General features: G+C 34.5%; 7 protein-coding genes. 6 read left to right on the top strand and 1 reads right to left on the bottom strand.

Translation table 11 applies throughout. The annotated features are described in order from the left end of the window. Positions 1-6: 6 nt before the first annotated feature. The 5 genes from ACJJID_RS09000 to ACJJID_RS08980 are packed head-to-tail and all read left to right on the top strand — an operon-like array spanning position 7 to position 12666. Entirely contained in the window at positions 7-5241 is a 5235-nt protein-coding gene (locus ACJJID_RS09000) for an amino acid adenylation domain-containing protein (protein WP_444922427.1), read from the top strand. Then, positions 5238-8546: an AMP-binding protein gene (locus ACJJID_RS08995; protein WP_444922426.1), complete on the top strand. Its 3309-nt coding sequence runs from the start codon at positions 5238-5240 to the stop codon at positions 8544-8546. Before ACJJID_RS09000 ends, ACJJID_RS08995 begins: the two co-directional genes overlap by 4 nt. A 15-nt stretch (positions 8547-8561) precedes the next feature. Continuing rightward, positions 8562-10184 (top strand): cyclic peptide export ABC transporter, encoded by a 1623-nt coding sequence (locus ACJJID_RS08990; protein WP_444922425.1) that lies wholly within the window; start codon positions 8562-8564, stop codon positions 10182-10184. 5 nt (positions 10185-10189) lie between these two features. Continuing rightward, the gene (locus ACJJID_RS08985) at positions 10190-12163 is read left to right on the top strand and encodes a carbamoyltransferase family protein (protein WP_444922424.1); all 1974 of its coding nucleotides are present in this window, start codon (positions 10190-10192) and stop codon (positions 12161-12163) included. A gap of 11 nt (positions 12164-12174) precedes the next feature. Further along, the gene (locus tag ACJJID_RS08980; RefSeq protein ID WP_444922423.1) at positions 12175-12666 is read left to right on the top strand and encodes a hypothetical protein; all 492 of its coding nucleotides are present in this window, start codon (positions 12175-12177) and stop codon (positions 12664-12666) included. A gap of 957 nt (positions 12667-13623) precedes the next feature. On the opposite strand, the gene tnpA is transcribed toward ACJJID_RS08980, so the two are convergent. Then, complete coding sequence (gene tnpA, locus ACJJID_RS08975) at positions 13624-13767, bottom strand: IS66 family insertion sequence element accessory protein TnpA (RefSeq protein WP_444922422.1); 144 nt, start codon at positions 13765-13767, stop codon at positions 13624-13626. A gap of 342 nt (positions 13768-14109) precedes the next feature. Here tnpA and ACJJID_RS08970 point away from each other — a divergent pair, with 342 nt between their 5' ends. Continuing rightward, positions 14110-14262: a hypothetical protein gene (locus tag ACJJID_RS08970; RefSeq protein ID WP_444922421.1), complete on the top strand. Its 153-nt coding sequence runs from the start codon at positions 14110-14112 to the stop codon at positions 14260-14262. The last annotated feature ends 518 nt before the right edge of the window (positions 14263-14780 follow it).

Below are 14780 nucleotides of genomic sequence, written 5' to 3'. Positions count from 1 at the left end.
ATCCACATGGATGATATTAAAGAGTATTTCCCGCTAACCTTGGAACAAATGCAGACCTATAAGGCTTTTAGAGGTAAGTTTAAATATAACTGTTTAGCTATTGAGCTACCAAAGGATAGCCTGGATAATATTAAAACAAAAATTGTAGAAAAATGTTCTCGTGATGATATTTTTTATTCTGAAATAACTGATAATGAAGATTATGATATTCCAATTCAATTCCTTAAGGAAGAGATGTTGGTGGAGATTGATGTTCACAAGGCTAAAAACACTGGTGAAATAAAAAGCATAGTACAAGATATAATCAGTTCCTTGGAGATTATTAATTCTCAGAATATATTTTTTAAATTCTATATCACTGATGATAATTTACATCTAGTTTTTATTGCCCCATCAATAAAACTGGACTTGGCATCTATGTTAAATTTTATAGATTGCCTTTCTTCCGAGACAAAATTAGAAAATCAACTTCAATACTTTGATTATTTAGAATGGCAGGATGAAATATTAAATGGCAGTTTTTCTAAAAATGCCAAAGAATTTCTAGATGAGAAAATCACTTCTCCAAATTATATTAGTTGGCCTTTTGGTAATGATGGCTTATCTACTTCTGGGAATATTGAAGAATTTATCCACCTATCTGAATCTTTATCCCTTACAACTGCAGAACTCTACTCATCATGGGCGGATTACTTATATGGCTTATTCGAAGATAATATTAAGCCTGTGCTTAGAACTAGAGCACGAGAAGATTCTTCTCTGGATAAAATACTAGGATGTCTGGAATTATCAGTTCCCAGTTTATTATTAGATATGGAGCGCCCAAATTTAATAGCATCTGATGCCGTTAAATATTTAGATTTCTTGCCTGAGCATAATTCTTACATAGATTATTTTTCCAAAACTCCAGCTTTTTCTCACATTCTTTATAGTTCACACTATAAACTGAATTTTTTAATAATGGCGGAAACAATTTCACCTCTAAGTTTGGTTGTTATAAATAATAGTGAATATCTATATATTAACCTCACTTGGGATAAGTCTCCAATTGATCATAAAATCGCAACACGCTTGATTTATAGCTGGCTCAGTACTCTCTTTTCTCGCGACCAATATAGCATAGAAAATTCAAATGAAATCGAAAATTTGAGTGAGATCCAAGGCAAATCAATTGAATATACGGCAACATTTTTAGATAATTTGAGAAATAATGCAGATAGAAAACCTTATGATATTGCCATCCGAGATGGACATTTCAGTGTAAACTATAGGGAACTGGATCTTTGGTCCGATTCATTAGCAACACATTTATTGAAAAAAGATTTGGGGCCAATTGTAGCTGTTTGGGCCACAAAACAAGTAGAGTCATTAATTTCTTTTATTGCTTGTTATAAATCTGGTATTTCATTTTTACCGATTGATCCAAGTTACCCAATAGCTAGAATCCAATATATATTGGATAATAGCGGCGCCACTTGTATATTAATTAATGATAAATGCACGCTTAATCATGAGATATTTTGCGATATAATTTCGGTAAATACCTTTAGGTATGACAATGCTTTGGTAAAGCAAGTACCTAATTATAATAAACCAGCCTATCTTATATATACGTCTGGTTCAACCGGAGAGCCTAAAGGTGTTTCGGTAACACGTTCTAATCTTGAGCACTATATTCAATGGGCGAGCGATTATTATTATGATAACAAGCCTCTTAATAGTGCGGTTTTTAGTTCTTTAGCATTTGACCTCTCAATTACTAATATATTCTGCCCTCTAAATTGTGGTGGAACAGTAAGTCTATTTTCAGATGACTATATAGGTGACTCCCTTTATAAGGCACTTGATCCTGGAAATAATATTAATATAGTAAAATTAACTCCCACCCATTTAAATTTAGTTAAGGTGTTAGGTTTAATAAAAACCGATTTAAATAAAGTAATTGTTGGTGGAGAACAATTATATCCTCATCAAGTATCTTACTTAGAAGAATTAAACAAAGAAATTTGTGTTTTCAATGAATATGGCCCCACTGAAACTACAGTAGGTTGTATTGTCAAAAGGGTAACCGGAAAAGATAAGAAGAGTCTAATTGGTTCACCGATAGCTAATACATCTGCATTATTACTTGATAAGGATGGTAATATTGTTCCTTCGGGTAAGGTTGGCGAACTTTATATTTCTGGGCCTGGTGTAACTGCTGGTTATTTGCATGATACTGAGCTAACAAATTCTAAATTTGTTCTTGGTCGAACTTTTAAAAACGATGTAATTAATAAATATCATAAGTTATTCAGGACAGGAGATTTTTGTAGACTATTACCTAATCAAGAATTTGAATTTTTGGGCCGAGCTGATTCTCAGGTAAAACATCGGGGGTATAGAATTTCACTTCTAGAGATAGAATCTATTTTGAATCGCTATCCCAGTGTAGTAAATAGTATTACTCTTATTAAAGATGCCAATGGAAATGATATACTATTTTCGTATATTGAAGTTACTTCGGATAATTTCAACATTAATCTTTTACATGAACATTGCTGTAAATACTTGCCTCCGTTTATGGTTCCCGAAGATTATCTGGTTTTAAAAGAATTTCCAAGGACCGATAATGGAAAGATAGATAGAAATGCATTAATTTCTTTATCTGATAACAAAAAGACTAGTGATGTCGATACTAACTCTATCACTATTATAAATAAAACTCTAAAGAAATTACTCTCCGAAGCTGTTGGTTCCAGTGAGTTAATAGGTAGCGATGATTATTTTGAATTAGGAGGAGATTCTATTAAGGCAATTAGATTTCTAACTAGAATATATGAAGAGCTAAACATTAAGATCTCTATTAGAGAGTTATATGAAAACTCAACGGTTTCTAAGCTTGACAAATTGATTGCAAGTAAAAAGACAAATATTGAGTGTTCCGTATCGAAACAAATCTTTAATTTAAAATATGAAAAGGATTTTCATGAGCTTAATGTAGACTCAGTAGAAAGTGTCTTTTATATTCCTGATATCAGTTTTAATATGATCCAAAAGAGCTATCAACTTAAAGATCATAACGTTTACCATATTAGGAACGTATATCATGTAAAAATAGAAAATTTCTGCTTGCAATCAATGGAAGAGTCTCTTTCCCATGTTGTATCAAAGAATGAATCTTTAAGAAGTTTTTTTGATATCTATAACTATCCGAAGCCAGTTCAAATTGTTAACAAGGAAATTAAACCATTAATATCCTATTACGATTTTTCTCAAAATGATTTCTTTTCTGGAAAAAATGAGATTGATAAATTATTGTTAGATGAATTGAATACTCCATTCATTATTGATAAGGCTCCTTTATGGAGACTTTCTATATTTAGAACATCAATTAATGAATACCTTTTTTCATGGTCTTTTCATCATGCTATATTGGATGGTTGGAGCAATTCGATCATTATTAATGATCTTGCGCAAACGTATTCTGATATCAGAGCTGGTACTGCTCCACGGTTATCAAGGATTAGAGCATCGCTTCTGGATTACATTTCAGAGCAAGAAAAAATAAAGTCTGATAATAAATATAGATTGTTCTGGGCCGATTATTTACATGGTTCCAACTGGCTGTGGTTATCGGATAAAATTAACTACACCAATAACATAAAGCCCCTAAACATTGTTGAGGAGTTATCCCCATCTACGTATAACAAGTTATCCGATATCTCTAAGCGTTTTCAGGTAGATATTAAAACGGTATGCTCTGCGATATTTTCATCTGTTTTATCAGAATTTAGTTACTTTAAGGACTTTACGTATTCTATTGGTGATGATACTCGGCCAATTGTTTCTGATGCTGAGTATTTAACGGGTTGTTTTACTCAGGCTATACCTTTAAGGATTCGGCAGGACTACGCTTTTCTAAGTTGGTCAGAAAAAATCGAATATATCAAATCTAACTTGGCGAGAATTAAGCATTTTGGAAAATTAAGTTTATCCGATATAGCCCAGAGTTCCAACCTGGACTTCAATGATCCCCGATCAATGCAAGTTATGTTTGTTTTTGTTAATTTTCACTCTCATCAGCATGCGGAGCACGGTTATCATGAAATAGCCAACAGCTCCTTTAGTGGATTTGAAAATACTAGCGTTCCTATAGGCTTTACGACATCAACTACGAATAATAAATTGGAAGTTGCCTTGAATATATGGTGTGCTGAAGAATCACACTACCTCTTGCTAAATATTTTTAAAGCTTATATAAACGAACTTATACGAGTTTCGGGCTTAGAAAATTTAAATAATACTTTCATGGGTATGAATAATTCTAAAAATATCTTTCCTGTAACTAGGGAAGATATAGTGAAAGTCACTAAAGATTCATGTATCAATTCCGAACTATTTTCTCTGATAGAAGTGACTCAGACACTATCATACGCTCTACTAGATCAAAATAAAAGAATATTACCAGCTTCGAGTATTGGTAAATTACACTTAGCTTTAAGTCCTGCTGAAGTTGAGCACTATAACCTGGAAAATATAATCGAGATTGAGTTATTCGACAGTTCATTAAATAAGTATTTATTTGATCTAGATGTATTTGTGAGTATCAATGAATCGGGTCAGATCAAAATATTGACCAACCCCCAAATTCTAATTAAAAATACTCCTATCCTTTCAAAGCTCAAATTGGTTGAAAATGTACTAAATGAATCTGATTTTATAGAAACGGCTTATTTAAAAATATTTAATGAAAGCACGGATAATGGATTCCTTTTTTTTGTTAAAATTAATCATGGATATAAGCTGAATGTAATTTTGGATTACATATATAATAAGCTCTCAATCAATATTAAATCTTCGCAAATAATAGAAGTTGACGAATTTCCTCTTCTTTCTGATAAGTCCATAGATACAAATCATGAGCTATTTAGCATCAACAAATATCTAGTATTATCTCAAAGTTCTAATGATGACGTAACTTCATTTTTATTAAATTCTTGGGAAGAGCTGCTTGGCTGCAAAATTGAAGAAATGAATTTAGATGTCTATTCATTAGGTGCTCACTCGTTGCTATTTGTGAAGCTCTTGGTTTCTTTAACTAAAAAATATAATTTGACGTTAGAGCTCGCAGAAATTATGAGCGCAAAAACCATTTCTCTACAGTCTTCATTAATCGCTAATAAAATATATATGACTGAGATGATTGAAAGTCTTCAGGAAGTGTGCGCAAACGAATCAAACGTAGAGGTTATTGTATGACTTTTTATCAGCTTGTTAAGTATTGTGTTGACTCTAAAATAAGTTTATCAGTTGGAGAAAATGATGAGCTTAAGATTAATGGAAATCCTGAATCATTATCGACGGAAATTATTGGTGAAATAAGAAAATATAAAGATCAGTTCATATGTAAATTAAAGTCAGAAGAGTGTGATAGTAAATCCATCAATAAACATATGTGGAGATATGGGGAACTATCTCCTCTTAGTTTTTCTCAGCAAAGAATTTATCGTTCAGAAATGCTGGCTAAAGGCTCACCAATAAATAATATTGCTATATCAATGAGGATTTTTGGTCTTCTTAATATAAAATTAGCAATAGAAATATTAGATTACCTTATAGATCGCCATAAAGTTCTAAAATATACCTATGTTGAGAAAAATGGAAATATATATCAAACATTAAAAGAAGATAAGTTTTCAATTGTTTCTTTTGAAAAAGTCCCAAACATAAACGATCAATTTTCTATAGAAAAGGTAAAACAATTCATCAGCACTCCATTTAATCTAGAATGCCAGCCTTCTATTCGCGTTAATATACAACAAGACCTAGAAGGAAACTCTAGACTTACTTGGGTTTTACACCATATATCAGCCGACGGATGGTCTCTATCGTTTTTAGCCAGTGAATTTTCTAGATTGTATAATAGTGATGGTGCCCTTTTAAATAAGCTGCCAAAAATAGATCTTGAATATAGGGATTATGCAGTTTGGGAAAATACTTTTTCTAAGAGTCCTAATTTTGATAAGGCCTTAGAGTTCTGGAGCAATTATCTACTTGATAGTAAATCATTTATCCCGCCAAAACCAAATAAAAATATACAAGTCTCTAACAGTAAAAATTGTATCGAAAACCAGGTAGTGGATGATGATCTTACTAAAAAAGTAAGATCCTTAGGTAGAAAATTAAACATTTCGACCCACTACATCATGGAGACTCTTTTTTCTTGGGCTTTAAGTTTATTCAATGACACTGATTACGTAATATTTGCAACACCAGTTACTCTTAGAGATAATGATCAGTTAACTGATGTGGTCGGTTGCTGTGTAAATACTATTATTCGTAAGCTAAGCACAGTTAATGACATTAATTTTTATGAAACTGTATTTAATAATGCTCATTCAATGGGAGAGTGTTTGACTAATTCACTTATTCCTTTTGAAAAGCAAGTTGAATTTTGTTTGACAGACAATGAAGTATTGGCTATTCCTTGTTTTTTTAACATGCAGAGATTTCAGGAGAGTGATTTCTCTTTAAATAATTTTAGGTCTGAATTTGAAAATTTGTTCAATCTACCTGATACATTCTTGTTCTCTCTTGATGTATTGGAATCTTCAAATAATTTCTCGTTAAACTGGAAATGGAATTCTGAATTAGTCTCAATGGATTTCGTTCACCAGATAATTAATATATTCTCTAATTTATTGAGGGTTGTTGTTGATAATCCATATGTTAAATTGAGGGATGCAATTGATTATAATACTTTTCTAAGTATAAAGACAGGCTCCCAAAAACAGTGGAAATTCAATTCTTTCGTTGATCGCTTCGAATTTGTGGCCCGTAAATTCCCAGAAAATATTGCATTGTTATTTGGGGATACTAAATATACTTATTCAGAACTTGATAAAATATCTACAAGAATTGCAATATTGTTAAGGAATACATTTGGCGTTACCTCTGGAACAAGAATTGCGATAGCTTTGCCAAGATCAGATTATTTTGTAATTTTTCAGTTATCGATATTAAAAGCCGGTGGAATTTTTATTCCATTTGATATTGATCTTGATCAAATAAGGATGCCTACATATTTAAACGAGTCTTGTGCAGAGTTTGCTATTGTTGAAGATATTTTTGAAAATAGTTCCGAAACAAGTTTTATACTCTTAAGTGAGATAATTTCAAAATTATCAATTACTAATATAAGCGAATTTGGATCAGTTCATTACCAAGATGCATATATAGTTTTCACTTCTGGAACAACTGGCACCCCTAAAGGAGTTTTAAACACTAACTTAGGATTGTTAAATCTGGCAATGTCTCAATCAGAAATGTTTTCTGTAAATAGTAATTCTAGGATCTTTCATTTTGCTTCTTTAGGATTTGATGCTCAGATTTCTGAGTGGTCTATGGCATGGGCTTCAGGTGCAGCTCTTGTTATCCCTGATAATAAATTATTAAGAACAGACCCACAATTGTTCTCATCATTTTGTAATGAAAAGAAAATTTCTCATGTTACTTTACCACCCACATTTTTGAGATATTTGAAACCATCAGATTTTTCTACTGTAAAACATGTGATCTCTGCTGGTGAAACTTGCGATAGTTTCCTCGTTGATCGATGGTATAGAGATTTTAATTTTTATAATGCATACGGCCCTTCAGAAGTTTCCGTTTGTTCAAGTATTAATCACGTTAATAAGTTGGAGAATAATGTCTCAATTGGAGATCCTATATATAATACTTCCATAGCAATTATGAATGAGGAGGATAAGATCCTGCCACTAGGAATATTAGGGGAAATATGCATTTTTGGGTTTGGCGTGTCTAGAGGATATATCAATTCTGATTTTGAAACTAAGACAAAATTTAAATTTTCAGATATTCAATCTATGGGGAAGGTTAGGTTTTATAAAACGGGCGATCTCGGGTATTTAGATTCTTCACGGAATCTTTATTGTGTAGGCAGAGCCGATGATCAGATAAAAATATCAGGCAGGCGTATCGAAATTTCTGAAATTCGCCATCTATTATTATCTATTGATCATGTATTGGATGCTCAGGTGATATTTGATTCAGAGTCCGAATTATTACATGCATTTATTATACCGAATAATATCGATACCTCTAAGCTTATTAGGAAACGTGTAGATAATGTTATCCCGTCGCATTTGCAGCCCAATATTTATCATTTTGTTGATAAATTTAATCTGAATGTTAATGGTAAGGTAGATATTAAATCTTTAATTGATTTGTTGACATCCTATAAGGAATCCTTTAGGGGTGGTAACATCCTACAAAATCAAGATAACACAAATAATATTATGATAAATCTATGGAAAAAGTTTTTCTTAACTGAAGATATCGATATTTTTTCTGACTTCTTTGATCTTGGCGGTCAATCAATTATGGCAATTAAATTAGCCGGTTTAATTGAAGCTGAGTTTGGGGTGTCATTAACTATTGAGGAGATATATCTTTCTCCTACTGTTAAAGCCCTTGCAGATTTAGTGGGCAAAAAGTTGTCGAATGAGAATGCGATTTCTAGCTTATGCACATTTGAAATATAATAGTGGGTGATTATTTTGTTTCGTCATATTTTAAAAAAATCAATACCATTGATCTTTCTTTCGGTGATTTTAAGTTGTTTAACATCGATGTTATCGATTTATATCTTGGCGCAAATTAAAGACCACATTGTTGTTGATGAATCAACAATTTCAATTTCTTTCGTGGTCCAACTATTGATGCCAGTTTTCGCATTCTTTATTTTAGGCTCACTTGGCCAGATAACCTTAGCCAGATTTGGTGCAAAATCAATATGCCAAATGAGGGAAGGACTTTTATATCATGTAAACAATAGTAGTTATTTCAATATTGAGCGCATGGGCAAGCAAAAAATATTAACTGCTTTCACTCAAGATATTAACTGTCTAGCAAATACTTTTACAATGTTACCTCACATTATTTATAATTTTGTGCTTGTGGTATTTTGTTTAGGATATTTATTCTTCCTTTCATGGGCTCTTTTTGTGAGTCTTTTTATTTCTCTTTTTTTGATAATAATTATAGCCTTCTTCCTAATAAAATTAGTGGTGCGGCACTTTGATAATTTACGCGAGTTACAAGATACTTTGTATTTTAATTACAATATTGCAATTGAAGGTTCTAAGGAACTTTCAACAAATTATGCAAGAAGAAATCATGTATATAAGGATATAATTAACCCACACATAAAAAAAATGTATAAACAGGAGTGTAAAGCACAAACGTATTGGAGCCTAAGTAATAACTGGAACCTTTCAGTTGTATTCTTAGCTTTAATATTTATGGTTTTTTTAAGTGGTAAAATTTCTGCAGTAAATTCCTATGACATAATCAGTTTTTCCATTTTAATAGTTTTCTTGGTATCTCCTCTAAATTTCCTATCTATTGCAACTCAAGAAATTGGGCGAGGTATGATTGCCTATAAGCGCCTTACTGAACTTGAGGATACATTCAGTCCTAGATTTATTGGGAATTTCCAACCTCTTATTGACAGTCGTGTGTCTAGTACCATCACCATAGACAATTTGGTATTTAGGTATAAAGATAAGGCCGGTAGGGACTTTAAACTAGGTCCAATAAACTTAAATATTTTTCCTGGAAAAATTATGTTTTTAACTGGTGGTAATGGTAGTGGGAAATCTACTTTCATCAAAGTTTTAACGGGCCTATATCCTTCAAAATCAGGGGAAGTAACAATTGGTGATACTATTCGCCTGAGCCAAGATTCTGCTAGGTTCTCTGAATATTTTTCGGTAATACACTTTGATTTTTTTCCGTTTAATTTTCTGCTGGATTCTAAGGGTAATTTAATTGATAATTGCAATGAAAATTTTTTATACTGGATTAATAGACTAAAATTGGACGATGTTATTTTCTTGAAAAATGGCCTTGTTAACACCACAAATCTTTCACAAGGGCAGCGTAAGCGATTAGCAATGCTTGCCGCTATTTTAGAGGACAAACCAATCCTTGTGCTAGATGAATGGGCAGCAGACCAAGACCCTGATTTCAAACAATTTTTTTATATTGATTTACTGCCTGAACTAAGTAGGCTTGGTAAAATAATTCTATTAATTACTCATGATTATCAATTTTTTGATGTGGCTGACGAATTAGTAGAGTTTTATGATGGACAAATAGTTAAGAATATTAATAGGTAATACATATGTATGTTTTGGGTCTCTCAGGTGGTTTTGATACAATTAAAGATAGAAAGTTTTATGCACCTATAACCGGCCTATCCCATGACAGCTCAGCTGTACTTTTGAAGGATGGAGTTGTAGTTGCAGCTGTTGAAGAGGAACGTTTTGATAGAATTAAACACTCCAATCTTTTTCCTTCGAAGGCTGTTCAATTTTGCTTGACAACAGCTTCGATAACAATTGATGATGTTGATTGCGTTGCATACTATTTAGAAGAAGAATTTCTAGATAATTTTTTAAATAGGCACTATTTGCGTTCAAACAAAAATTATAAAAAATTAAACGCTAGGCAATTGATCGCTGAAAGACTTGGATCTCCAAATTTGGAAAATAAAATTCATTTTGTTAATCACCATTATTCTCATGTTTATAGTTCACTGCCTTTTTCAGGGTATAATGACTCTCTTGTTCTGGCAATAGATGGCCTTGGTGAATCTACTTCTGGATTAATCGGTTCTTATCGTGATGGGCAATTTGTTCCTATTTCCAATATTACTTCTGATAACTCTCTTGGAATGTTTTATGTTTCTGTAATCAAACACTTGGGATTTGACGTGTTTGAAGAGTATAAAGTTATGGGGTTGGCACCCTATGGCGATCACCAACGTTTTGAATCTCAATTTTTCGATCTTATTGAGCTTCATAAGGATGGTGCTTACTCGATAGTCAATGTTGATAAAATATATGAAACCCTACTCAAGATATTACCCGTCCGAAAAAAATGGGATCCCTTGGAGCAGATTCATAAAGATCTTGCTGCGACCTTACAAGCATCTATTGAAAAAATAGTTTTACACATTCTTAAGTATTGGAGGAATGTTACAAAGCACTCAACTTTATGTATTAGCGGTGGAGTTGCTCAGAATTGCTCACTGAATGGGAAGATCTTAAATTCTGGACTGTTTGATTCAGTATTTGTTCCACCTGCAGCCCATGACTCAGGCTGCGCACTAGGAGCTGCGGCCTATGTTACTATATCTTCTGGTCAATCGATTTCAGAAACTTCCCTTTTAAGTCCCTATCTAGGTCATGATATTAACCAGGAAGATATACCACAAATACTTGGAAATTGGAGTGAATACCTTACCTTCAGTCATCACGATGATATTTCTTCAGTTGCTGCAAATTTAATAGCTGATGGTAAAGTTATTGGTTGGGTTCAAGGTAAAAGTGAATTTGGTCCTCGCGCTCTTGGTAATCGGAGTATTATTGCAGACCCCAGGCCTTACATGAATCGAGAACGCATAAATAGAATGATTAAGAAGCGAGAAGGCTTTAGGCCATTTGCTCCATCCGTATTAAATCATTCTGCTGGCAATTATTTTAAGTTAAATATGGATGAAAATTTTGAATTTATGACATTCATAGTGGATGTTAAAGATGATTATAGAGATAAACTTGGTGCTATAACTCACGTAGATGGTACAGCTAGAATACAGACCGTTGATAGGGATTCAAACCTACTTTATTGGAGTTTGATAAAGGAATTTGGAAATCTTACAGGTGTGGATGTTATACTGAATACATCTTTTAATAATAGTGTTGAGCCGATTGTAAATACGGTCGAAGATACTATTGTCTGCTTCCTTACTACAGAGTTAGATTATCTCGTGGTTGGAAGCTACGTAGTGAGTCGTAAATCTAAATCCTTTTTTCAAATACTTCTTAAATGTAAACTTAAACTTCCTGAGTATAGCAAAGTATATGAATCAATTTTCCAGAAAGAAACCACTGCGAATATCGTCAATATTATTGACGGACGTAATTGTTTAATATCAGAGCAGATTTATCATGTATTAAAAAATTGCATTTCAATCAATGATACGATTTCAAATGCTTTTGAGCAACTAAGTGTACCTGAAGAACACCATGAATCAATTTTATTGGAAATATTGAGTTTGTGGGAGCTTCGACTGATATCAATCAATCTAAGATAGGATGTTACAAAATGAATAGCTATAAGTTAATTTTGACTTTTTCAGTAGTTTTTTTATCTGGCGCTCTTGCTGCGTATAATAATTTCTCGGATGAGAAAATGGTAGAAAAAACTCTCATGAATTATGCTGAAGGAATGAGCCTCCTTGATTTTAATAAAATTAAACTAGCAACTGTTGGTAATTCTGATCTTTCTGTTTTTGAAGGCCCTGAACCTAAACCAAATTACGGTTGGGATGATTATCAAAATAATCATTTAAAAAATGAGTTTTCTATAATTAAGAATTTAGACTACAACATATCTGATACAAAAATATTTATTTCGGATGAACTGGCAACAGCTACTTTTAATTATAAAAGCGAGGCTCTACTACAATCTGGTGATGGTCCGGAAGTTTTGGTTGGGACCTATGGGATAGGTACAGCAGTTTTAAAGTTAGATGACCATAATTGGAAAATATTACATTTACATACTTCTCGTCAACATATTGGGGAGATTAAGTAAGAGTGTCATCTTGATTTTATAATATATTAGTTATCTGAAATCAATTACATGTGTAACTTTTATGTTTAAAAACTAAAAGCTGCTGCCTTTAATGATGGGACTTTAGGATTTTCTACTGTTCCATCATCTAGGTTAAAATATGATCTCCATAAACAGATATGTCCTATTGAACAGGCCATATTAGATTTTCTATGTCAAATACATCTCAGCCTAATTGAAGGTAGGTTACTGTCCTTTTGTTGAAATATTGGTGAATATTGTTACCTTGAGTGCTATGCAATAGGTGGTTTGGATCCCCTTCTATAGAAGTATCGAAGGGTGCCCAACCAAAACTCATATAGACTGAAGAGAGAGTGTTGGCTTTTGCATACTAAACGCCTACCCTTTGTAGGTCCGAGTCTCTACCGATTGCGTGGCACCCGGTGTTAAGGCGACGAGAGTTCAAGTCAAGCCACTTAGGGGAACGTGAGAACCTGCTTTTGGCACATCGTAAAGCCGGGGCGGACATGCCCGTAGTAGTGATATAGGGCTCGTAATAAGTCGGGAGTGAAGGAGCATGGGTCATAAACTTGCGCATAACCCAACTCATGCGAGGAAGACGTTTTGGCGCATAGAAAATCATTCGAAATACCGAAGACGCTAGTGGTTTATACAGTTAATTGGGTAACGCTTTCTTAGCACATTCGATTTCTACAATGATTTTTTCTGCGCTTGTAGTCCACTTAAATAGTTTCGCGAAATTCTTATTATAAGCATCGATAAACCCTTTAATTAACACCAAGATAAACCACCCTCTGTGGCGGTGTGGCTTGACAGGGCTCTGCCGTTCCGGCGCGCAGAGTAAAAATATGGCCTCCATGAACCGGCAAGTCCGTGAGCGATCAATCTTGCCCAACCTAGATTTAACCGCTTTTTCTTGATAGTTCAGCTGATCTCATATTCCAAGGTTGTAAAGCTTCATTTGCTCTGCTTGCTATGCCAGTAGACGAAGGTGCTAAGTTTTAGGTTGTGGTTCTCACAGTAGGCGGCCTTCGAGAGTCTACTGGCTTGCCAGTCTATGAGGTGTTGTTGCCAGAAATCGGATTTACTTTGGGTGGTCATGGGTATCTCCCGATGATTAAAAATCAGTAGCATATCTGGATGGATTTCAGAGTTTTAGATGGGGTTTATTGAGCGCTTACGCAACAACGCTTATTTAAGGCTCTCGTTGGACACAAATGGATTGCTCCAGTGGCAGTGATGATGGTTATTTTGTAGAAAAGACTCCAACAATACCTGGGGCCTAACGATTGCGGCAAGCTCAGCCACCTACGATGGGCGCACTGGCTTACCCTTTAGTCAAATAAATGCCAACGGCTATTCCACCAGCTATACGTTTGATCACTTTGGGCATCGGACCGAAATGGATGCTCTGAGGGTTCCGGCCCAGAAAATATCTCGCCAATGGTGCAGTGCCAGCTGCCCCTCTGCAGCCACCATGCGGTCTACTTCGAAATAGTTGCCCAGGCTGGCACACCTATGGTGTTGAGCTATTACGATGTGCTGGGCCGTGAGGTCTACCAGGAAACCGAAGGCACTGAGGGCACTATCGTGTAGTGGCAAAACTATGATAGTCGAGGACGGGTCACCCAAGTGGTAGATCACCACTACAGCACTGGCGCAGCCAAAAATTATGCTTTCATCGATTTTCTCAGTTCGACGGCCTTAGTCGTCCGGGCCATAAGTCCGTCATCCGCCTGCCGATCAGTTATGAGGTAGCCTACGATTACAGCGGTCTCACCACCGATATCATGGTCACTCCGAACGGCCTCGGGTTAGTATTAATGATGGCGAGCCGTACCAGTGTGCTTTGCAAACCATTGTACCATCGAGTTGCCAAGGGGCAGTTCACCCAGTATCGTTACGATGCCTTTGGCAATGTGGCGATGATCTAGGATGTTTCAGGAAACGCAATCACGGCCAGTTACAATGGCTTTAACCACAAACTTGCCCTGAACGACCTGAATATGGGCAGCTGGCAATTCTTATACAATGTGCTTGGGGAGCTGCGTAGGCAGCAGGATGTAAAGGGTAGGTAACCACTTTTAGCTACGATTCACTTGGCCTGATAACAG

The organism is Microbulbifer sp. CnH-101-G, assembly GCF_052466775.1.
Note: the sequence above shows the minus strand (reverse complement) of the source record. Positions and strands in the feature narration are given on the sequence as shown.